Origin of the sequence: Polaribacter irgensii 23-P, from assembly GCF_000153225.1 — a bacterium.
Classification (GTDB): Bacteria; Bacteroidota; Bacteroidia; order Flavobacteriales; family Flavobacteriaceae; genus Polaribacter; species Polaribacter irgensii.
On the sequence record NZ_CH724148.1, the window covers coordinates 832936 to 855820 of the forward strand.

General features: G+C 32.6%; 23 protein-coding genes. 10 read left to right on the forward strand and 13 right to left on the reverse strand.

The genetic code is table 11. From position 1 onward, the window contains the following. The first annotated feature begins 141 nt into the window (after positions 1–141). Positions 142–477 (forward strand): hypothetical protein, encoded by a 336-nt coding sequence (locus PI23P_RS03700; RefSeq protein ID WP_004569396.1) that lies wholly within the window; start codon positions 142–144, stop codon positions 475–477. A gap of 84 nt (positions 478–561) precedes the next feature. Here PI23P_RS03700 and PI23P_RS03705 read toward each other — a convergent pair whose 3' ends face one another. Genes PI23P_RS03705 through PI23P_RS03715 form a run of 3 tightly spaced genes read right to left on the reverse strand, consistent with a single transcriptional unit; the run spans position 562 to position 3577 of the window. Continuing rightward, complete coding sequence (locus PI23P_RS03705) at positions 562–1830, reverse strand: MFS transporter (protein WP_004569397.1); 1269 nt, start codon at positions 1828–1830, stop codon at positions 562–564. 48 nt (positions 1831–1878) lie between these two features. Then, positions 1879–2538, reverse strand: coding sequence for a hypothetical protein (locus tag PI23P_RS03710; RefSeq protein ID WP_004569398.1), 660 nt, complete (start codon positions 2536–2538; stop codon positions 1879–1881). A 43-nt stretch (positions 2539–2581) separates the two neighbouring features. Further along, entirely contained in the window at positions 2582–3577 is a 996-nt protein-coding gene (locus tag PI23P_RS03715) for an NAD(P)H-dependent glycerol-3-phosphate dehydrogenase (protein ID WP_004569399.1), read from the reverse strand. 97 nt (positions 3578–3674) lie between these two features. Between PI23P_RS03715 and dut the strand changes: the two genes are divergently transcribed. Further along, positions 3675–4106, forward strand: a complete 432-nt coding sequence (dut, locus tag PI23P_RS03720; RefSeq protein ID WP_004569400.1) for a dUTP diphosphatase — start codon at positions 3675–3677, stop codon at positions 4104–4106. A 25-nt stretch (positions 4107–4131) separates the two neighbouring features. Here the strand turns inward: dut and PI23P_RS03725 are convergent, their stop codons facing one another. Together PI23P_RS03725 and recA are read right to left on the reverse strand one after the other, a co-directional pair. Next, positions 4132–4668 carry a GNAT family N-acetyltransferase gene (locus tag PI23P_RS03725; protein WP_004569401.1) on the reverse strand — a complete coding sequence of 179 codons (537 nt, stop codon included), beginning with the start codon at positions 4666–4668 and terminating at the stop codon, positions 4132–4134. Positions 4669–4821: 153 nt separating this feature from the next. Then, positions 4822–5829: a recombinase RecA gene (gene recA, locus PI23P_RS03730; RefSeq protein ID WP_004569402.1), complete on the reverse strand. Its 1008-nt coding sequence runs from the start codon at positions 5827–5829 to the stop codon at positions 4822–4824. 112 nt (positions 5830–5941) lie between these two features. On the opposite strand from recA, the gene PI23P_RS03735 reads away from it, so the two are divergent. Together PI23P_RS03735 and PI23P_RS03740 are read left to right on the forward strand one after the other, a co-directional pair. Next, entirely contained in the window at positions 5942–6733 is a 792-nt protein-coding gene (locus tag PI23P_RS03735; protein ID WP_004569403.1) for an aldose 1-epimerase, read from the forward strand. 25 nt (positions 6734–6758) lie between these two features. After that, complete coding sequence (locus tag PI23P_RS03740) at positions 6759–7304, forward strand: pseudouridine synthase (RefSeq protein WP_004569404.1); 546 nt, start codon at positions 6759–6761, stop codon at positions 7302–7304. A 59-nt stretch (positions 7305–7363) separates the two neighbouring features. Here the strand turns inward: PI23P_RS03740 and PI23P_RS03745 are convergent, their stop codons facing one another. The 3 genes from PI23P_RS03745 to PI23P_RS03755 all read right to left on the reverse strand — a co-directional run bounded on the left by PI23P_RS03745 (position 7364) and on the right by PI23P_RS03755 (position 9882). Beyond that, positions 7364–7951, reverse strand: coding sequence for a porin family protein (locus tag PI23P_RS03745; protein WP_026288384.1), 588 nt, complete (start codon positions 7949–7951; stop codon positions 7364–7366). Positions 7952–7967: 16 nt separating this feature from the next. Further along, a complete protein-coding gene (locus tag PI23P_RS03750; protein WP_004569406.1) occupies positions 7968–8750 on the reverse strand; it encodes a hypothetical protein in 783 nt (260 codons plus the stop codon). 79 nt (positions 8751–8829) lie between these two features. Then, the gene (locus tag PI23P_RS03755; protein WP_004569407.1) at positions 8830–9882 is read right to left on the reverse strand and encodes a hypothetical protein; all 1053 of its coding nucleotides are present in this window, start codon (positions 9880–9882) and stop codon (positions 8830–8832) included. 180 nt (positions 9883–10062) lie between these two features. Here PI23P_RS03755 and PI23P_RS03760 point away from each other — a divergent pair, with 180 nt between their 5' ends. From PI23P_RS03760 to PI23P_RS03770, 3 genes are read left to right on the forward strand one after another with little or no spacing between them, the layout of a single operon-like run. Continuing rightward, positions 10063–10572 (forward strand): RNA polymerase sigma factor, encoded by a 510-nt coding sequence (locus tag PI23P_RS03760; RefSeq protein WP_004569408.1) that lies wholly within the window; start codon positions 10063–10065, stop codon positions 10570–10572. Positions 10573–10620: 48 nt separating this feature from the next. After that, positions 10621–11535, forward strand: a complete 915-nt coding sequence (locus PI23P_RS03765) for a FecR family protein (RefSeq protein WP_004569409.1) — start codon at positions 10621–10623, stop codon at positions 11533–11535. Next, positions 11525–14056 carry a TonB-dependent receptor gene (locus tag PI23P_RS03770; RefSeq protein ID WP_004569410.1) on the forward strand — a complete coding sequence of 844 codons (2532 nt, stop codon included), beginning with the start codon at positions 11525–11527 and terminating at the stop codon, positions 14054–14056. The genes PI23P_RS03765 and PI23P_RS03770 overlap by 11 nt, the downstream gene beginning before the upstream one ends. 2 nt (positions 14057–14058) lie before the next feature. Here PI23P_RS03770 and PI23P_RS03775 read toward each other — a convergent pair whose 3' ends face one another. The 3 genes from PI23P_RS03775 to PI23P_RS12325 form a co-directional block, all read right to left on the reverse strand. Beyond that, a complete protein-coding gene (locus PI23P_RS03775; protein WP_004569411.1) occupies positions 14059–14499 on the reverse strand; it encodes a GNAT family N-acetyltransferase in 441 nt (146 codons plus the stop codon). Between the two features lie 39 nt (positions 14500–14538). Then, positions 14539–14976, reverse strand: coding sequence for a ribose 5-phosphate isomerase B (rpiB, locus tag PI23P_RS03780; protein WP_004569412.1), 438 nt, complete (start codon positions 14974–14976; stop codon positions 14539–14541). Between the two features lie 1168 nt (positions 14977–16144). Further along, complete coding sequence (locus PI23P_RS12325) at positions 16145–16378, reverse strand: diacylglycerol kinase family protein (protein ID WP_081439179.1); 234 nt, start codon at positions 16376–16378, stop codon at positions 16145–16147. Positions 16379–16612: 234 nt separating this feature from the next. Between PI23P_RS12325 and rnr the strand changes: the two genes are divergently transcribed. From rnr to PI23P_RS03795, 3 genes are all read left to right on the forward strand, one after another. Further along, entirely contained in the window at positions 16613–18835 is a 2223-nt protein-coding gene (gene rnr / locus PI23P_RS03785; RefSeq protein ID WP_004569414.1) for a ribonuclease R, read from the forward strand. Between the two features lie 81 nt (positions 18836–18916). Further along, on the forward strand, positions 18917–19609 hold the full coding sequence (locus PI23P_RS03790; protein ID WP_004569415.1) for a head GIN domain-containing protein: 693 nt from the start codon (positions 18917–18919) through the stop codon (positions 19607–19609). Between the two features lie 66 nt (positions 19610–19675). Next, the gene (locus PI23P_RS03795; RefSeq protein WP_004569416.1) at positions 19676–19867 is read left to right on the forward strand and encodes a Sec-independent protein translocase subunit TatA/TatB; all 192 of its coding nucleotides are present in this window, start codon (positions 19676–19678) and stop codon (positions 19865–19867) included. A gap of 84 nt (positions 19868–19951) precedes the next feature. Here PI23P_RS03795 and PI23P_RS03800 read toward each other — a convergent pair whose 3' ends face one another. Together PI23P_RS03800 and gltX are read right to left on the reverse strand one after the other, a co-directional pair. Beyond that, positions 19952–20878, reverse strand: coding sequence for an SPFH domain-containing protein (locus PI23P_RS03800; RefSeq protein ID WP_004569417.1), 927 nt, complete (start codon positions 20876–20878; stop codon positions 19952–19954). A 193-nt stretch (positions 20879–21071) separates the two neighbouring features. Next, entirely contained in the window at positions 21072–22592 is a 1521-nt protein-coding gene (gene gltX / locus PI23P_RS03805; RefSeq protein ID WP_004569418.1) for a glutamate--tRNA ligase, read from the reverse strand. Between the last annotated feature and the right edge of the window lie 293 nt (positions 22593–22885).

A 22885-nucleotide genomic window follows, 5' to 3' on the forward strand; every position in this document is an offset into this window, starting at 1 on the left:
ATACTATATATTTGTAGGTATAATTTCTAATTTTAAAGCGTATGAATATATAATTTGCCGCACCTCAGCAACTAGCGATCTTTTTTTGAAAAAAAGAGTAGCTTCTTTATATTTTATAAAACAACCTTTAAATTAAAAATTATGAAAACTGCATACCGCGTAGCAATCTTGCTACTTATTTCTATCTCTCTTTCTTTTACAAATAAAATAATTGTTTCAGAAAATGCCATAACTGCTACTTTTATGGAAATTACCGAAGAAGATTACTTTAAATTTATAACCCCCGACAAACAAGAGGTTTTATTCTATGATATTGACGAAGAAGTTGAAATTAGCTTGTACGACGACACGTATCTAAATAAAAAATTCGAAATTACCTGGGTAGAAAAAGAAATTGAACTTTCAGATGACGAAGGAGACTTAACGGGAGAGAAAAAAAAGGTGAAATCTATCATTTCACTTAAATTACTCAACTAATACCGCTACTAATTTTCAACTAAACCGTTTTTTAAATACTAAAAAACGGTTTTTTTTTATTTCTCAAAAAGCACAACTCACGCACTATTCCTCTTTCTCATAGTCTTCAATTTCCTTGGTTAAATCTAAATCTAACAATATGGGATTTGCAATACCTGTTCCCACCACCGTAATTAAAGTCATAGTTCCTCCAAAAACTACCGCTGCAACCGGTCCTATTAATTTTGCTGCCAAGCCACTTTCAAAAGCTCCCAACTCATTAGAAGATCCTACAAACATTGAGTTTACAGAAGAAACTCGACCCCGCATATCGTCTGGTGTTTTTAATTGTAAAATAGTTTGTCGAATGACCATAGAAATTCCGTCTGCGGCTCCACTTATGAATAATGCCAAAAGGCTGACCCAAAAAATGGATGACAAACCAAAAGCAATGATACTAAGACCAAAAATAAACACAGATATCAGCATTTTTTTTCCTGTATTCTTATTTATTGGAATGTAGGTTGTTAAAAACATAGTAACAATACTTCCCATAGAAATAGATGCATTTAAGAGCCCAAATCCTTCCGGACCTACCTCTAAAACATCCTGTGCAAAAACTGATAAAATGGCCACTGTTCCTCCAAATAAAACAGCAATCATATCCAGTGTTAAAACCCCTAAAATGGCTTTATTCTGAAAGACAAATTGCACTCCTGCTTTTAAACTTTCCCTCACGGGCTCTCCTATTTTTTTATTTAGAATCGGTTTCTTTTTAATTAAAAAAGTACAGGCCAAAGACAGTAAGACTAAAATAAAAACAAGACACAGCGTATTATCAACACCGATCCAACTAATTAAAAAACCAGCCGAAAGCGCTCCAGAAACAGAGGCTGTTTTCCAAGTACTTGTGCTCCATGTCGCTGCATTGGGATAGATTTTTTTAGGAACTAACAAAGCCACTAAAGAAAAAATTGTAGGACCAAAAAATGAACGAAGAAATCCGCCAAAAAATACCAATCCATAAATGGAATACAAAACTGCATTTGTAGACCAATGACCTACAACACTTTCTGATGTTAATAAAAATAAACCCAGACTAATTAGTGAAAATGCAGCAGTGCAAAGCGCAAGTAAATTTCTTTTTTCTTTTTGATCAACAATATGACCAGCGAATAATGCCATTGAAAATGCTGGTATAATTTCCATCAAACCAATAATACCCAATGACAGGGGGTCTTTTGTTATGGAATATACCTGCCACTCAATTACAATAAACTGCATCGACCAACCAAAAACTAATAGAAATCGAACAAACAAAAAAATATTAAATTCCTTTATTCTTAAAGCTGCATACGGGTCTAATTTACTCATTAAAAAATACGGTATAAAAAATGGAGCTTGAACTTACTTGATTTTTAATTAACCTAGTTTCATATTCATTAAAATGGCAAAAGTTTGGTTAATATCCTTCTCTTTCACAACAATTGTCATTTCGTTTGTAGTGGAAATAATCTCTTGCAATGAAATATCTGCCCACGCTAATTGTTTTAAAATAAAATAATATACACCAGACTGTTCTTGATTTTCTTTTGGAAGCTTTATGGTAATGGAAGCCAACTCTAGAACGTTCGCAATTAACGTTTCTTTTTCAAAAATTTCATTTACAAACGGTTGTAAGTTTTTACTAGTAACAATATTTGTTTCAAAAATACCTTGAGAAACTGTCAAAAAATAATCTGAGTTTTCTGACGATTTTGTTAAAATTTTTGCAATTTCCCTTAACAGTGAAGGAGTGTTTTTAAACGTAAAGTCACACAAGTCTGAGCGCACAATTACGTCTCCTAGATCTAATGCTAGCTTTTTAATATTCTTTCTAATACGAAGCTCGCTTGCTGGAGATAACCTGTTAATTGCCATCATTACCGCACCTACTTTTACCTCTTTCTTTAAGGCTAAAGAAACTTCTGCCAAAATAATTCTTGCTAAAGAAGAAACATTTATTAATTTCTCGTTTAATGCCTCTTCTATAAAAGGTGTTTTTCTAATCGTACTTTCTACAACTTCTTGTATTGTTTTCATGCTGATTGTTTAATAAAAGACAATAATGTCCAAAATTAAACAATTAATCTAATTTATCCGTTAACTTTTTAAATTCTTTTTTTGCGTCTTTGTTGTCGTATAAAACGTTGTAAACGGTGGTAATAATTGGAGTATTTGCCCCATTCTCTTCCTTTATTTTATAAGCGCTTTTTGTTGCATAATAGCCTTCTGCAATCATACTCATTTCCATTTGAGCAGATTTTACAGTGTAGCCTTTGCCAATCATATTCCCAAACTGTCTGTTTCTACTAAACACCGAATATCCTGTTACTAAAAGATCCCCTAAATAAGCAGAATTGTTAATATTCCTTTTCATTTTATGCACCTTTTTGATAAATCGTTTCATTTCGCGAATAGCATTGCTCATCAATACAGATTGAAAGTTATCGCCATACCCCAAACCATGTGCAATCCCTGCAGCAACGGCATAAATATTTTTTAGCATTGCGGCATACTCTGTTCCAATAATATCATCAGATATTTTTGTTTTTATATACCAACTATCTAAGCAAAGACTCATTGCTTTCGCATTCTCCTCATTCTGAGATGCAATGGTCAAATACGAAAGCCGCTCCATAGCAACCTCCTCTGCATGACAAGGTCCAGTAATCACCCCAATATTATCCAAAGGCACATTGTGTTTTTCATGAAAGTGCTCCCCAACGATTAGACCGGTCTCTGGAACAATTCCCTTAATTGCAGAAAAAATAATTTTATCTTTTAACGGCAAATTTAACTTCGCTAGTTCGCTCATTAAGAAAGCTGAAGGGATGGCAAAAATAAGCACATTATATTCTTGAACAATGCTATTGATATCACTAGACAGATTTAATTGATGTGCGTATACATCTGCAGCCCTCAAATACTTTGGATTGTGATTGTTCTCCTTTATGTGCTCTATGGCAGATTCGCTTCTCATATACCAGCCAACTGTCTCTAAGTTCTCTGAAAGCATCTTTACGATAGCCGTTGCCCAACTTCCTCCACCCAACACTGCTATTTTTTTCTGATCACTCATCATTCATTCGTTTTGAGCCCCAAAAGTAAGAAAATAAGTATCTATAGAGGAATGCTTCTATGAATTATTATATTTGTACTCAATTATCTCATAAAAAATGACTGTACAAATCATCAATAAATCGAAACACACAACTCCAAACTACGAGACTAATGGGGCTGCAGGTATGGATTTAAAGGCAAATATAGAAAATTCAATTATCTTAAAACCTCTCGAGAGAGCAATTGTAAAAACGGGTTTATTTATTGCTTTGCCTATTGGGTTTGAAGCACAAGTAAGGCCAAGAAGTGGTTTGGCAGCTAAAAAAGGAATTACTGTTTTAAACGCCCCAGGAACCATAGACGCAGATTATCGCGGAGAAATTGGTGTAATTTTAGTAAACCTCTCTAATGAAGTATTTACCGTAAATGATGGAGAAAGAATTGCACAATTAATAATTGCAAAGCACGCACGTGCCAATTGGGAAGAAGTCACTGTATTAAGTGACACAGACCGTGGAACCGGTGGTTTTGGAAGCACTGGAATTTAATTAAAAAATTTTTATAGGTTACAAATTAGATTTTCTTATAAATTTGACTCATTTTCCTTACCTCTTTGTGCATCAAGTCAAAAGGTAAAAAAAGGTGTGTATGGTACCGATAGCCCATTTTCTTATAAAACTCGAAAGCAGCTATTTGTTTGTCCATAGCATCTAACCAAATCATTTTATACCCTTTTTTAATTGCCTTTTCCTCCAGCCAAAAAAGTAACTTTTTACCAATACCTTTTCCTTGCGTTTTTGGATGCAAATAAATTCGATGCAATTTTAGTTGTTTTTCTTCAACAAACCCTTTTAATATTTCGTTCCAAACAAACCTAAAAGTACCAACGATTTCTTTATCCACGACAATAAAATAATATGCTGCGTTTTCTTCAGACAATTCTTTTATTAATGTATTCTTTGAATATTGAGAATTTACGAACCAAGCGCCTTTATCTGTCCAAAAATGACTGTATGCACTAGCATATACTTCTTCCATTAAACTAAAAAGAAGGGTGGCGTCTGAACTTAAAACAGGTTTTAAATCAATATTATTGGATACTTTTATCAATACTTTTTTGTTTTATTTTCCCATTAAAAATAAAGTTGTCTTCTATTTTAACTTTTTTCAAGAGGAATGCTGTTGTGTGTTTAAAATTAAAAAACTGCTACAGATAAATATATACTGTAGCAGTTTACTAAAACTATTTTTAATTTTAAAAACCTATTCTTGGTTTTCTATTGCAAGCTTAATTTTTCCTTCAAGCTCATCTGCCAATTCAGGATTGTCTTTAATCAAACCCTTTACAGCATCTCTACCTTGCCCTAATTTTGTTTCTCCGTAGCTAAACCAAGAACCACTTTTCTTGACAATGCCTAACTCTACACCAATGTCTAAAATTTCACCAACTTTAGAAATTCCCTGTCCATACATAATATCAAATTCTGCAATTTGAAATGGCGGTGCTACTTTATTTTTAACAACTTTAACTTTGGTACTATTTCCAATAACTCGGTCTCCATCTTTAATTTGTGTTCTTCTTCGGATGTCCAATCGAACAGAAGCATAAAATTTCAATGCATTTCCCCCCGTTGTTGTTTCTGGATTTCCAAACATTACACCAATCTTCTCTCTCAATTGGTTGATAAAAATAACCGTACACTTTGTCTTAGAAATTGTACCCGTTAATTTCCGCAATGCTTGTGACATTAAACGTGCATGAAGACCCATTTTAGAATCTCCCATTTCTCCTTCAATTTCAGCTTTTGGCGTTAAAGCCGCAACAGAGTCAATTACAACAATATCAATTGCGCCAGAACGAATTAAGTTTTCCGCAATTTCCAACGCCTGCTCTCCGTGATCTGGTTGAGAGATTATTAAATTATCGATATCTACACCTAAGTTTTCCGCATAAAATTTATCAAAAGCGTGCTCTGCGTCGATAAATGCTGCTATTCCGCCTGCCTTTTGAGCTTCTGCAATTGCATGCAATGTCAGTGTTGTTTTACCAGAAGATTCTGGCCCATAAATTTCAATAACTCTTCCTCTTGGATAACCACCAACGCCTAAGGCCAAATCTAAACCTAAAGAACCCGACGAAATTGCATCTATTTCTTCCGTAACTACGTCACCTAATTTCATTACAGCGCCCTTCCCGTATGTTTTATCCAACTTATCTAATGTAAGTTGAAGTGCTTTTAATTTTGCCTGTTTTTCTTTATCTCCCGCCATAAACCTTGATTTATTTATTATTAAATAAGGTCCACAAGTTACGAAAAACTGAGCATAAATTGATAAAAAATAACATTCAAATTTGTAGTATTTTTGTAGAAAAAAAAATATAATGAGCGCATTAGTAATTTTAAAAAACGAAAATTGTCAGGTTGTTATTGAAAAAGGAGAGTTGATCAGTTTTCAGAAAGACACAAAAGAATACATCCATCAAAAAGGAAGCAAAGGTTGGGGAAATTCTGATATTGAAATGTTTCCAGTAATCGGTCCTATCTCTAAAAATAATTTTAGAGTACACACCGAAAAAGGAGATGCAATTCAAGACCAGCACGGATTTTTACGAGAACTTGAGTATACTTTAACTGCTTCAAATGATACAACTGCAAAACTTGTAAAAACGTACAAAAAAAACACTCAAATACAAAATAGTAAATTTCCGCTAAAATCTTCTGAAGAAAAATTGTCATGGCCTTTTGATTTTAATTTTGAAAAACAGTTTCACCTAGAAAACGATGTTTTAAAAATAACATTTGTCCTTACTTCTGAAAAAGGCATGCCCTTTATGTTAGGGTATCACCCTGCATTTTTGTTGTCTGACACGGGTACGGAAACCGTTGTTTGTAAAGGAGAAAAAATCACTTTAGACGCCATTTTTAAAGCAGGACACAATGCCTTTCCTCTTTTAAATTCAGATAAAATTATTTTAGAAAATACCGGTAAAAATTCCTTGGAAATTTCCATGGAAGGTTTTGGTAATTTAATGCTTTGGACACCTTCTTTTAATATGTTGTGTGTAGAGCCCATTACGCAATACACCTCGTATACAGACGAGAAATTCTCAGAGAAAAACATGCGTTTATCAGAAGGGGAAAATATCTTTTCTATGACAATCAAAGTTTTATAATTTGATAAAAAGTCACCGTCATTTTATGGTACACAAACCTTGGGGAATGATTTCACAGTTTGTAAACCCTGCCAAACGAAAGAAAACACTGTTAGGCGATTTGTACGGTTTCCCAGAAGGAACAATGGCAATTGGACGTCTCGACGTACCGTCAGAAGGATTGCTTTTATTGACCACTGACGGCAAAGTTTCTGCTGAAATTAGGAGCAATGCATATGAAAAAGAATACTATGTACAAGTAGATGGAATCATGACAGCTGCAGCCTTAGAAAACTTAAAAACGGGTGTAGAGATTGGTTTTAAAGGTACCAAGTATGTTACAAAACCAGGAAAAGCAATGCTTCTTAAAGATCCTAGATTCCCTTTGAGAAGTCAAAAAATTAGAGACGAAAGACATGGACCTACAAGTTGGATTTCTATCATTATTAAAGAAGGTAAATTTAGGCAGGTTCGAAAAATGACGGCCGCTGTCGGTTTTCCTACGTTGCGTCTCGTGAGAGTTCGAATCGGTACAATGAAACTGGGAGAATTGGCAATTGGTGCAGTAGTGGAAGTTGAAAAATTTACTTAAAAATGTAAAAAAAAAGAGAAGCAATGTTGCTTCTCTTTTTTTTATCTCCTACAGTTCAATTAAAGTTCAAAACCAACATACAATTGCCAAACTTCATTTTTTGGTTTATTATCGTCATAAATATCCTTTTGTCCCAAATGATACCTTGCACCGATCGTTAAGCCCGCATCACTTTTAAATCCAGCACCTACATTGGCACCCCAATCAAAACTACTAGGCTCTAATTCTTTTGATGTGTCTCCAAAAAGACGTCCAGAATCATAGGTTTCTTTATGTGATATTGAAAACCCTACTTGCGGTCCAGCCTCTAAAAAAAAACTTTTCACAGGATAAAACTTAAACATCAAAGGAATGTTTAGATAGTCTATTTTTTGAGTAAAAATCCCGTCTTCGTCTGTAACTTTATACCCTTGCTGCGAGTACAATATTTCTGGCTGTATCGAGAAATATTTCCCAATATAGGACTCTCCATAAACCCCAATATGAAACCCGTGTAATTTTGTGGTTTGTGACGCTCCATCAATAAGTACAGAAGATAAATTATACCCCCCTTTAATTCCTGCTGTCGCCTTATTCTTTTGATTCTGTGCGTTTAATAATGTACTACTGATAAGCATCATTATAGCTAATATATATACTTTTTTCATTTTTTGTGTTTTAAAATTATCGTCCTCCATTTGCCTTTAAGTCTGCTACACACTGTGCATCTAAAGTTGGCACCTCTCCTTCTGAAAATAAACTCCCGATTCCTTGACTTGTTTCTGCTGCCCAAAACATTAAACAATTTTCTTCGTCACAATGCTTTGGATGTGCTGCATCTTCGTGATCGCTTTGTACAGCTGTTCCTAAGTTTGTCAATCCTAAAATATGTCCAAACTCATGGTGAATTACAGACGATTCTAATAAATTTTTCTCTGGCTCAAAAACGCCACCACTAAGCCCCTGTATTGTTTCTTCATAAATAACAAAGGAAGTATTCCAGTACGCAGCTCCTAAGATTGAGCCTTGATCTGTATCTTTAGAAGATTTCCCATCAATAAATAATACCCAAATAGCAATTGTTGAATTCGTATTGTATTTCGTCCTGTTCTCCTTTTCAATAACGACAACTTCATCTAAGGTGTATACTGTATTTCCTGTAGCTGAAATTTTCTTTTCAATAAAAGTGATTCCTTCTGTTTTAAAAGTAGTGTTTTGAATAAAATTTTTAAAGTTACGCATCGCTTTTTCTGTTGGCTTGAAACCTTCAATATACCCCACTTCTACGATCATCTTTTTAAAAGTAGTCGCAGAGAGCAGATCATTGGCAGAAGAACCTGTCCTTTGTTTATTTGAAGAGGTGTTCAAGGGAGTACTACTATTTGGATCCTCAAGTTCTTCAGATTCTGAACTACACGCAAAAAGAATACTACATGCTAAAGCTACTTTTAAAATACATTGTTTCATATCATCTGTTTTTAAAACTTTACAACGATTACCTCTTCTTGCAATCGTTGCAAAGTTATCATCAACTAACTATTATTGTTTATATCTTCTGAAAAGCTAAAGTTACAGAAGCATCTGTCTTACTGGTAAATGTAACTAAAGTATTACTGTAAGTATTTACAATCCAGTCGTTATTTAATGCACTTACAGCTGTATTGCTTCCAAAATTAATATTTAAAAAAGCCGTTGTTTCTGAACTTACTTCATACGTTCCCGATATATCTACCAGTGCTATATTTACATTGTTTTTAGCAATCAGCTCTAAATCGTTCGTAAATTCAAAGATGTAATCCGCATAATCACTCGCAGTATCTGCACCACCTGTAACAAAAGTTTCAACTTGAAAAGTTGCCCCACTCAACACAGCTTCCACTTCTGTTGCAGTGTCTGCAGCTTCATCTTCCTCATCTTCTGTTTGAGTACACTCTGAAATTGCATTTTGAAAATCTGCATCACTGTTAATTTCTAATACCGATCCATTACTTAATACTGCGCTCACAGGATAGTCCACAGAAAATAATGCATCTGACTCTAAATCTGTTATAAATACATACAATTGTTTTTCGGACTGTATCACAACGCTTCCAGTCTGCTCTAACCTAATATTATACGTTAGTATTGTCATTGGAAAATTGATGGTCACACAAGAAACTGCGTCTTCTCCAGATGCTTCTGCCCGTTCACAGTCCTTTTGTAATGCGTCAAAATCAGATTGATTACTTACCACAATAGTTGAATAACTACTGGTTCTTACATTGATTGGAAAATTAAAAGTAACCGTATCACTATCGTCATTAAATTTTCCGATAGTATTTAAAGCCAGCGATAAATCTTGGCTAGTGACTAATACAATCCTTTGACCGTTTATTGCAGCTGTCAACGGGAATAATAATTCTGTACAAGAGTTTCCATCTAAAAAATCGTCATTAGAACCGTCATTCATCGCTGCTCTTTTGTAATTTGATGCTGTTGGAGATGCTGCTGAATTTGCATTGGGATTGGTTCCTACTTCTGAACTTTCTTCACTTTGACAAGAGGTAAAACCAAATACTGCTATTAAAGCAATTACTGTAATTAATTTTAGTGTTTTCATTTTGATAAATTTTTATAATTAATATTTCCTTTTCTACAAGTAAAACAACTAACGGTTGTTTTACCCTAATTTCGTTATTGAAGAACTCACTACAAGCCATTCTATAGATAAGACAACTACACTTTTAATTACCCTACCTTCGTGACCTGAAAAAGCATTGTTTTTCTTTCAACCCCCTATATGGCGTATAAATCTCTTTGTAGTGAACGTTTTTTTAATGAGTTCTATGTTACACACATACAGGCTGCTAGTAATTTTGCGTACTACAAGTCTGGTGACCAAAGTGCTTCTTTGGATTTAGCACAAGAAGGATTTATAAAGGTCTGGGAAAATTGCAGTAAAATTGACATTTTAAAAGCGAAATCCTACTTATTTACTATTATTAACAATCTTTTCTTAAATACCATAAAACACCAAAAAGTTGTTTTTACCTATGCTAAAAACAGCCCTTATTTAGACGTTGATAACCAAAGTCCGGAATATTTACTGGAAGAAGAAGAGTTTAAAGACAAACTTAAAAGCGCAATTCTAGAGCTAACTGAAAAAGAGCGCAGTGTTTTTCTAATGCACAGAATTGATGGAAAAAAATATAAAGAAATTGCAGTACTCTTAGAAATATCCCAAAAAGCAGTAGAAAAAAGAATGTCGGCGGCATTAAAAAAACTGAGAATTAAAATAGATGGTATTTAAGGTAGGGTAAACACCTTTTTAATTGTTAGATAAATAGAAGCATAAAAAATGGAAGAAAATAACGACTTCTTAAAGTGGATCAACGGAGAAAGCTCTGACAAAGAACTTGTGCGTTTAAAAGAAAAAGAAAACTTTAAAACCTTAGAAAAAATTGCTCATTATTCTTCTCAAATAGCAACGCCGAAAATAGACATTGCTCACGCCTTAAAAGCCTTAGAAGTCAAAAAGAAAAAAACGGTGAATAGCGGAAAGCTAATTCTATTTCGCACCAAACGGCTTTATAAATATGCCGCAGCCGTTGTTCTTTTATTTACAAGCGTATACTATCTGACATTAAATTCTGAAACTACCCTTAAAACAGAATTTGCACAGAGACAACGTTTTAATCTACCAGACAACTCAGAAGTGATTTTAAATGCAAATTCTGAAATTTCTTACACTAAAGAGGATTGGAATCGCACTAGAAATATTTCTCTAAATGGAGAAGCTTACTTTAAAGTTCAAAAAGGAGAAAAGTTTACGGTACAAACAACTTTAGGGGATATTAGTGTCTTAGGTACCCAATTTAATGTAAAGAAAAGAGCACACTATTTTGAGGTTAAAACGTACGAGGGTCTTGTTCGGGTGCACTATAAAAACACGTTTATTGAATTGCCCAAAGGGGCTGTTTTTAAAGTAATAAACGGTGTAATTGACCTTAACACCACTTTTAATATCCAAAGAAAAACTTGGTTACAAAAAGAATCTAACTTTAAAAGTACCCCATTACAGTTCGTTTTAGAAGAGATAGAAAACCAATTTGATTGTACAATTGAAACCAAAAACATTAATTTAAGTACGCTATACTCTGGCGGCTTTTCTCACGGTGACCTAAATATTGCCTTACAATCTGTTACCATTCCTTTACAATTGTCCTATGAGATAAAAGGTAAAAAAATTACCCTTTACAACTATGTGCGCTAGAACCCGTAATACCATACTTTTATTTTTACTAAGTATAAGTTTTACGTACGCTCAAAACCCCAACAACAACAAAACTTTATCTTCTATTTTAACAGCACTTGAAAAAAAATACGACATTAAGTTTTCTTTTTCTGATGTAGATATAGAAAATATATTTATTGCAGAACCTCCAAAGAAAATTACAAAAGAGGAACTTTTAGTTCTTTTAAATAAAAAAACACAATTACAATTTACTGCTTTGGGTGATCGCTATGTTACCATCTCTTTTTTAAATAAAATGGTTGCTATCTGTGGCACTATTTTAGACGCCGATTTATCTCAACCTTTATTATTAGCTTCTATAAAAGTAAACGGCTTCCAAATAGGAACCACATCAGACGCAATGGGAACTTTTTATTTAAAAGAGGTCCCTATAAAATCGACTGTTAGCATCTCTTTTGTTGGCTATAAAACGAAACAGATCACTGCCAAAGAATTGTTTTCTAATACCACTTGTGCACCCCTCTTCTTAATCGAAAAAGTGGAAGAGCTATCTGAAATCACTATGCCCAGACTCTTAACTTCTGGTTTACAAAAAAAGGCAGATGGAAGCATTGTTTTAAACACCGAAAAATTCGGAATTCTACCTGGTTTAATTGCACCTGATATTTTAAAAACAATTAAAATTCTACCTGGTATAGAAAGTGTTAATGAAAACATTTCTAATATTAACGTCCGTGGGGGCACAAGCGATCAAAACCTAATGCTCTGGGATGGAATTAAAATGTATCATTCAGGTCATTTTTTTGGACTCATCTCTGCGTATAATCCCTACTTAACAAAAAAGGTTTCGGTTACTAAAAATGGGACTAGTAGCGCTTTCTCAGATGGCGTTTCAGCGACTGTAAATATGGAAACTAACGATAAAATAACCAACATCCTTTCTGGTGGAGCAGGGTTTAATTTATTAAGTTCTGATGCCTTTGTAGAGGTTCCAATTAAAAAGGATTTGGCAATACATGTTTCTGCTAGAAGATCTTTCACAGACCTTGTAAATACCCCTACATATGCAAATTACTTTTCACGAAGTTTTCAAGACAATTCAATTTCATCGAATACTGTAAATAATACAGAATCCAATTTTTATTTTTATGATTACTCTTTTAAACTTCTCTACGATATTGGAGACAATCATAAAATACGCGCCAATTTTATCCACATAAAAAACAGTTTAGAATATGTAGAACAATATAACGAAAATGCGCTAACAATCGAGGAGAACAGTACTTTAAAACAGGAAAATTTAGGGGGTAAGATAGGATGGAATGCCAACTGGAACTCTAAATTCTCGACGAATTTTAGTGCCTTTTTTTCAAATTATAAAATAAATTCTTCAGATTATAATAAAGATACGGATCAATTTCAAACGCAGTTTAATAATGTCTTAGAAACCGCTATAAGGATGCACGCAAAATATGAACTTTCTGAAGCGTTCTTTTTTTCTAACGGATTTGTATTTAATGAAATTGGCATTAAAAATACGACCACAGTGAATGCGCCGACATTTTCAAAAAAAATTAAAAATATCTTATTAAAAAGTGCGTTGTATTCCGAAATAGAATACAATAAAAAAAACACGTATATCCGTTTTGGCATTCGTGCCAACTACTTTGATAAATTTAAAAAACTTATAATAGAACCAAGAATTGCGTTTAGACAAGAAATAAATGCGGCATTATCCTTAAGTTTAGAGGGGGAATTTAAAAATCAAACGACCGCACAAAAAATAGATTTTGAAGATAATTTTTTAGGAATAGAAAAAAGAAGATGGATTCTTTCCGATAATAAAAACACGCCGATTATAAAAAGCAAACAAGCTTCTGTAGGAATAGAGTACAATCAAAATAGCTTTTTTATAGACCTTACTGGATTTTACAAAAAAGTAAGTGGAATTACAGCTGCCAATCAAGGTTTTTACAACAATACACAAAATTTAAATTCAATAGGAAATTATGAAGTAAAAGGGATAGAATTCTTAATAAATAAACAAACGGAGAAGTTTAGTACTTGGTTTACTTATACATATTCAAAAAACCAATATGCGTTTGATGTATTTAATCCTAGAGTATTTACCAATAGTCTAGACCTTTCACATTCTCTAAGTACTGCTTTTAACTATGATCTTCACAAAAATTTAAAAATATCCTTCGGAGGAATTTTACGCTCAGGAAAACCATATACCAAACCTATTGTAGGGAATGAAACCATACAAAATGGAAATAGAACAATTGTAAACTATGACAGTCCTAACAAGGAACGATTGGCAAATTTTATTAGATTGGATCTTTCTGCAAGCTATCACTTACCTTTTTTTAAGAATTTAGAAGCGACACTCCGAATAGGTTTCACAAACATTACGAATCAAAAGAATATTTTAGATTCTTATTATATTGTAGACACCACAAATGAAAATAATGTATCCCGAATTAATAATTTTTCTTTGCCTTTTACCCCGGATTTAAGTTTTAGAGTTCAGTTTTAAAATTACGATCTTATCATTTCTATATGAGGAATTCCGTCTTCTAAATATCCTTTTCCAACTTGTATAAAGTTGTGTGTTTCGTAAAATTTCTTTAAATATTCCTGAGCAGAAATTGTAATGGCATTTACTTTAAAATGATCTTGTACTGCTTTTATAGTGGCTTTCATTAAATCATGACCATATCCAAATTTACGTTCAGAGGCTGAAACTAAAACCCGTCCAATACTTGCATTTTCAAAATAGTCGCCAGGTTTAAAAATACGAGTATATGCGACTATCTTTTTATTTTTTCTACTAAATACGTGCAGTGACTTTTGATCTTTAAAATCAATATCTTGATACACACAGTCTTGTTCCACTACAAAAATTTCAGAACGTAACTGTAAAATTTCATACAATTCATCCACTGTAAACTCCTTAAAAGACTTGATTATAAATTCCATAAAAATAAGGGTCAATATTATATTTAAAAAGACTGCTTCTTACAAACCTGCACATGCTATTTTCTCAACCCTATCTCCATGCCTGCCGCCTTCAAAATCTGTAGTAAGAAAGATATCTACAAAACCAATGGCCTGTTGTAAAGAAACAAATCGAGCTGGGATAGTAAGTATGTTAGCATTATTGTGCTGTCTTGTAAGCGCTACTAATTCGTTATTCCAACAAAGTGCCGCACGAATTCCTTGATGCTTGTTTGCGGTCATTTGTGCGCCATTACCACTACCACATAAAATAATACCGAAAGCGGCTGTACCATTTTCTACTGCAGTTGCAGTTGGGTGAATTGCATCTGGATAATCCATGGAAGCATCTGTATCTGTTCCAAAATTTAAAACTTCATATCCTTTACTTTCTAAGTGTTTGATAATTTCAAATTTATATATTGTTCCCGCATGGTCATTTCCAATAGCAATTCTCATAATTGATTGATTTTAATTTAGTTGTGTTCCACAAAAATACAGAAACTAACGGTTATCAACAGTTATAAACAGTTTAAATTTATACAATATTAATAAGTCTTTAATTTCTAACTCTTTAGTCTTTTAAGTAATTGTTAAGAAGTTGAAATGAAAAAAGAATAAGTTTATTTGGTAATTATAAATATTATTACAATACTCAGATGACTTAGACATACACAACTTTTTTTATGAGTTTTTGGTAAAAGTTTATGAACATAAATTTTACATTTTATTTACATAATTCACTTATTAGTTATTGATAAAAAGGAGTTCATAAAGGTTTATAACTTTTGTTAACAACTGTATTTTAATATTGATATTTAAGCTTTTATATCGTTGACAACATGTAGATGTTTTTTAATAAGTCAGAATAAAGAAATTTTTCACACATTTTTGTTGTAGCTATTCACAAGCTATTATGAACAACATTGTTTTTTAAAATTTAATAAAAGAAAAAAGTATTATAGTATAGAATGTTAATAAGTGTTAAATTTTAAAAAAACAACAATGGTTTTTCTCAAGTCTTACTTGAAAATATTTTACGGTATTTTAAATTTGATTGCATTTTTGACAACAGTCAAGTATACTGCATTCATACCAATTTACTTTTATCTGCTTGAATAAATGATATCATTTTTAAAGAGACTTACAAAAAAAATTTGTTTCACAAGTTTTTTGTCGTCTACAATTTTTCTAGAAATTTTTTTTTAAATATGCAATAAAATACTTATCACGTGTGCGCTTTTAGTAACGGTGAAATCCAAGAATTCCGCATTCATTCTAACCTCTTTTATTAGTTGTATTCCATCCTTGGATATTTACAGATTTCAAATAAAATCTCGAAACAATGCACTTCGATTACTTTGTCTTTGTAAATAAGTTTTAAAGTGCTTCTCTTATGTAAAAACTTACCGAAGAAAGCACTCAATAAATACGTAATAACGCCAAATATTTTTAGTGTATTAAACTTATTTACAACATAACCATTACATTCTACACCAGCAACATGATTAAAATAAATAGTTGTCCTTGTTGTTTTTAAAAAGCCAACATATTGCAGAGATGTTTACTTTTGACAAATATATTGCATAAGTTTTTTAATTTTATTAGTAATATTAGATGTTTTAACTCAATCGTTACCAGTTCCTAAAGGAAGGACTGCAATAGTTATATTAGAACTTTTTACATACCTTTGCGCTATTATTCCTTTAACTACGTGATGTAGCGTTCCATCTTCAGCAATAGAAATAATATTTTTAAAACCTTTTTGAATGGCTTCTTGTATCAATTCAATCTCGTGTTTAAAAAACTTTGTAAAGGCAAACGAGTAATTTATATTTTTTTGTTTTAATGCTTGCTGAATTTCTTTCCAGCGTTTTTAAAAAATCTGATATATAGAAGTAGGGTTTGCAATAGCAATCCAAGAATTAATATTGATAATATCAATATGAGACATAATAAATAAATAAATGATGTGGAAAATTACAAAATAGATTGATAACATATTTTTTACAAAAAATCTATTGAATAATTGTAATTTGCAAAAGTTATCGATGTATTTTAGAATATAAATCGATGCATAAATAAGAGTAAAAAAATGACAAAAAAGAAGAGTAAGATATATAAAAAGAAAGGCAACGTTGTAAAAGACTTGACAAAAAATATATTTAGAATTTTAAATGAAGATAGTAGCAAGTCTTATAATCATAAGCAAATGGCTGCTAAATTAAAAATTTCAGATACAGATGGTAAAAACCAAATTATCCAGAAATTAGTAGAGTTAACCGGTACTAAAAAAATCAAGGAGATAGAGCGGGGCAAGTTTCAAATTAATGCAGATAGAAAATATTCTATAGGTACATTAGATATCACTTCTAATGGGAATGGCTACTTTATTACTGAGGATTACGATGATGATATATTCATTCCGAACAACAGTCTTGGAAAAGGATTGCATCAGGATACAGTAAAAGCATATGTATACAAAAACAGAAGCGGTAAAAAGATGGAAGCAGATGTTGTGGAAGTTTTAGAGCGCGCAAAAACTGAATTTGTTGGAGTTTTGCAAAAAAACAAAAATTTTGGTTTTGTAATTCCTGATAACAACAAGATGTATGCAGATATATTTATATCTGAAAATAATATGCAGGGTGCCGAGCATGGAGATAAAGTGCAAGCTAAAATCATTGACTGGCCGCAAAATTCTAAAAATCCTTTTGGTAAGATTATCACTGTTCTTGGAAAGCCCGGTGAGCACAATACAGAGATGCATTCTATTTTATTAGAATACGATTTGCCATATGAGTTTGAATCTGAGGTAGAAAAAGAAGCAGAAAACTTATCCATAGAAATTACCAAAGAAGAGATTTCTAAACGTAGAGATATGCGTAAGGATTTAACATTTACGATAGATCCTAAAGATGCTAAAGATTTTGATGATGCACTATCATTCAAAAAATTAGAGAATGGCAATTTCGAAATAGGAATTCACATTGCAGATGTTTCACATTATTTAGAGCCTAAAACAATTTTAGATGATGAGGCGTACAAGAGAGCTACGTCGGTTTATTTAGTAGATCGAGTGGTTCCAATGTTACCAGAAATGTTGAGTAATGGCGTTTGTAGTTTAAGACCCAATGAAGAAAAATTAACTTTTTCTGCTGTATTTGAAATCAATCAGAAAGCTCAAATTATTAGTCAATGGTTTGGAAGAACTGTTACGTATTCAGATCAACGTTTTGCGTATGAAGAAGCACAGTCAATTATAGAAAATTGTAAATTATCAGACAGTATTTCTCCATATACAATGCCAGCAGATACTTCTATTATAGACAAAGAATATCAAGTGACTCCAGAAATTGTAGCAGCAACTTTAAAATTAAACGAACTTTCGAAGATTCTCCGTAAAAAAAGAATGAAAGATGGAGCAATTTCTTTTGATCGTGTAGAGGTAAAGTTTGATCTTGATAAGGAAGCGAATCCCGTGGGCGTTTTCTTCAAAGAATCTAAAGATGCCAACAAGTTGATTGAAGAATTTATGCTTTTAGCAAACAGGAAAGTAGCAGAGTTTATTGGATTTTCTAAAGGAAAAGCTACTAATAAAACGTTTATATACAGAGTTCACGATGAACCTGACGTAGAGAAATTAGCTTCTTTACAAAACATGGTCAGTAAGTTTGGTTATAAAATAAATACAGATACCAAAGAAGCAACATCAGATTCTTTAAATCAATTATTGAGTGATGTGCACGGAAAGCCAGAATCTAACATGATTGAAACGTTGACAATAAGAACGATGTCGAAAGCTGTTTATACGACTCAAAATATTGGACATTACGGTTTGTCTTTTGATTATTACAGTCATTTTACATCGCCAATTAGACGGTATCCAGACATTATGACACACCGTTTATTGCAGCATTATTTAGAGGGCGGAGATACACCGAAAGCGCTGTCTTACGAAGAAAAATGTAAACATTCTTCTAAAAGAGAAGAGTTGGCATCTAAAGCAGAAAGATCATCTATTAAATACATGCAGGTAAAATACATGCAAGATCATAAAGATGAAGTCTTTGAGGGTGTAATAACAGGAGTGACAGAATGGGGAATCTATGTAGAAATTGCTACTAATAAATGCGAGGGTATGGTTCGTATTAAAGATATAAAAAGTGATTTTTATATGTTTGATGAAAAGCAATATGCGATTGTTGGAAAATCAACTAAAAGAATGTATCAATTGGGGGATGATGTAAAAATTCAAGTGAAGAAAGCAGATCTAGAGCGGAAACATTTAGATTTTAATCTAATAGAGGAGGAGTAATTTTGAGTATAATAAATTGAATAAGAAAGAAGTTTAATAGTATTATTTATTAGTTTAGGCATTGAAATTAAATTGTTAAATATGAAAAAGATAAGTTTTGTTTGTGCATTATTTTTTAGCACACTATTTTTTGCACAGTCGACTGTAGTTCAAAATATAGGAGATTTTACAACTTTAAAAGTATACAACGGAATTGTAGTAGAATTAATCAAATCTACGGAGCAAAAAATTGAAATTACTGGTGAAAAGTCTGAAATAGTAAAGATTAAGAATGTAAATAAAACATTGAAACTATCCTTGCCTTTTTCTTTAAAGCCTGCAAATAATTTTGCAGATGGCATGGTTTTAATAAAGCTGTATTACAATAGCAATATTAATTTAATTGATGTAAATCAAGGAGCAACTTTGACAGGAAAGGACTTTTTTCAGGATAAGGTAGAATTAAATGCGCAAGAAAGAGGTTTTATCAATTTAACCGTAAAGACAACCTATCTCGTTATTAGAGCTACTTCTGGTGGTATTATTAAAGCTTCCGGAACCACAAAAAGTCAAGAAGTAGATGTTGATTTATACGGTATTTATCATGGTTTTAATTTAGAATCTTTGGGAAATTCTCATGTAAAAGCAGGGACGGGTGCAAAAGCAGAAATTTCTGCGGTAGAAACTTTAAATGCAAGCGTTAGTTTTGGTGGTACCATTTTTTATAAGGGAAGCCCAACAGTTGTAAAAGATAAAAAAGTCATTGGCGGTATCATAGAGCAAAAGAATGAATAGTCTACTTACAAAAGAGCTGCATTGCAACCTTTTTTGTATCTTTGTAATTAATAAAATTAATAAAATATGAATAGTTTATTTATATATTTTGGAATGATTGGTGGGATGCAAATCGCGATAATCGTGGTGGTTGTTTTACTTTTTTTTGGAGGAAAGAAAATACCAGAATTAATGAAAGGTCTAGGAAGCGGAATTAAGGAGTTTAAAAATGCGGCAAAGGAAGAAGAGCCAGAAGATAAAATAGAAGAAAAGAAGTAGCCTTAAAGTAAGGTATATAATAAAAAACTCAACCTGCTTAAGCGGGTTGAGTTTTTTTGTTATGTAGAATTATTTTGATTTGTCTTAAGCGTCTAAGTTTTTGGTTTTATTATTTTTCATTGCTTCACCAATTTGATTACTTGCAGTAAAGCTAGCAACCATGTCATTTAACATTGTACTTCCTGCTTGTGGCGAATTTGGAAGTAATATTAAATTACTATTTGTTTGTTGGCCTATAGATTGTAAAGTATCGTAATGTTGTGTAACAACAATTAAAGCGGATGCTTCTTGTGAATTGATACCAACTTTATTTAAAACCTCTACAGACTCTTCTAAACCGCGTGCAATTTCACGTCTTTGATCTGCAATACCCTGGCCTTGTAATCGCTTGCTTTCTGCTTCTGCTTTTGCGCGCTCTACTATTAAAATACGTTGCGCATCTCCTTCGTATTGTGCTGCAACTTTTTCTCTCTCTGAAGCGTTGATTCTGTTCATGGCTATTTTTACTTGGGGATCAGGATCAATATCGGTAACTAAGGTTCTAATAATATCAAAACCGTAGTCCATCATAGCGTCATTTAGTTCTGCTTTTACCGCAAGTGCAATGTCATCTTTCTTTACAAAGACATCATCTAATTTCATTTTAGGAACTTCTGCCCGCACAACATCAAAGACATAAGATGTTATTTGATCATGTGGATAATCTAGTTTATAAAAAGCGTCATACACTTTATCTGCGAGCACTTTATATTGAACAGAGACTTTCAATTTTACGAAAACGTCATCAAGTGTTTTTGTTTCAATGATTACGTCCAGTTGTTGAATCTTTAAACTCAAACGTCCTGCAACTTTATCGATAATAGGTATTTTTAAATGTAGACCTGAAGGTCGAACAATCTTAAATTTTCCAAAACGTTCTAAAATGGCTGCAGTTTGTTGTTTTACAGTAAAAAATGAGGCAAACAAAATACCTCCTAATAGGATTATAATAATAATAGGAATTGTTGGCATAGCTTTAATTTTAAATTATTTATATACGTAAAGATACGAAATTACAAAATGAGATGTGTGAAGTTGTGTTCAGAACATTATCACAAAAAATGGGTTTTATCGTTTTTAAAAATGGAAAATTTATTGGAAGTATATGAGAATAAAAAGCCTCTCTAAATTTTAGAGAGGCTGGCCTTTTTAGAAATATTGAAAATTATAGCTTTTCAATAGCATATCTGATACGTTGAATGCTTTCTTCTTTACCAATTAAATTTATAATGTCAAATAGATGTGGTCCTGCTAATTTGCCAACTAAACTTATGCGTAAGGGTTGCATTACTTTACCGAAGCTAATTTCTTTTTCTGCGATCCATTCTTTAACGGCTTTTTCTGTATTTTCTGTTGAAAACGTCTCAATTTTTAGTAAAATATTTATTACTTCCGTCATTAACAATGCTGTTTCAGGTTTCCAGTTTTTTGCAGAAGCCTTCGGATCGAATACCGTTGGAGCTTCAAAAAAGAAGTCAGATAAAGGCCAAAAGTCTTTTACAAAAACAGCTCTTTCTTTTATGGATTCAACAACTTTTAAAACAAATTTCTTTTCAGCATGTACTCCTTTTTCTTCTAGAATAGGAATATACAAGTCTGTTAGAACTTTATTATCAGTTGTTTGCATGTATTGCTGGTTAAACCAATTCGCTTTGTCTGGGTTGAACTTCGCACCTGATTTGCTAACGCGTTTTAATTCAAATTCTTGTACCAATTCTGCCAAGGTAAAAAGCTCTTTCTCTGTTCCTGGATTCCATCCTAAGAAAACCAACATATTGATAAAAGCATCTGAAAAATAACCATCCTCTTTATAACCGCTAGAGATTGTTCCTGACGTTTCATCAACATATGCCAAAGGAAATACAGGAAAACCTAGTTTATCACCATCTCTTTTACTTAATTTTCCTTTTCCTACGGGCTTTAAGAGCAGGGGTAAGTGTGCGAATTTTGGAGCATTCCAGCTAAAAGCTTTGTACAACAGAATGTGTAAGGGCATGGAAGGAAGCCATTCTTCACCGCGTATAACGTGGCTGATTTCCATTAAATGGTCATCAACGATATTTGCCAAATGGTAGGTAGGCATACCGTCTCCTTTAAATAAAATTTTATCATCTAAGGTGTTGGTATCAATAGTAATATTTCCACGAATTTCGTCTTCCATTCGTAAGATTTCGTCTTGGGGTGTTTTAAAGCGAATTACATAATTATTTCCATCCTTTATTTTTTCCGTTACTTCGGATGTAGTTAATACCAAAGAATTTACCAAACTTCCTTTTGCTCTGTTGTGCCAATTGTAGACAAAGGTCTTACCAACGTTTTCATCATCTTTTCTATGTGCATCTAGTTCTTCTGGAGTGTCAAAGGCGTAGTAAGCCCATCCAGTGTTAATTAGAATGTCTGCATATTCTTTGTATAATTCTTTGCGTTCAGATTGTCTGTAAGGACCGAATTTTTCGTTTTTTCCAGGACCTTCGTCAAAAGGAATGTTGCACCATTCTAATGCATCTACAATATATTGTTCTGCATTTTTAACATACCGTGTTTGGTCAGTGTCTTCAATTCTTAAGATAAAAGTACCCTTGTGCTTCTTAGCAAATAAATAATTGTATAAAGCCGTTCTTACACCACCAATATGAAGTGGTCCTGTAGGACTCGGTGCAAAACGAACACGAACATTAGATTCCATTTTTTTCTTTTTTGAAAGATCAAAGATAGCTCTTCTTAAAAGAGAACGAAAAAAAGAAAGCGAAAAAAGGGTTTATAGATTAAGGCTGTAATAGCATTCGTCTTTTTTTTAGCTTACAACAGTGCTCTTTTTTACAATCAATTTTAGACGTTTGTTTTCCTTATTTAAGAAGGCGGTTTTATTTACTGCAATGCTGTATGTGGCTTTTTTTCTTAATTAAAGATTAGGGTTTGTTTTAAAAAGGTTTCTGTACTGGGCCGAAATACATACTTTTCAAAAGTTCTTTGTGTATT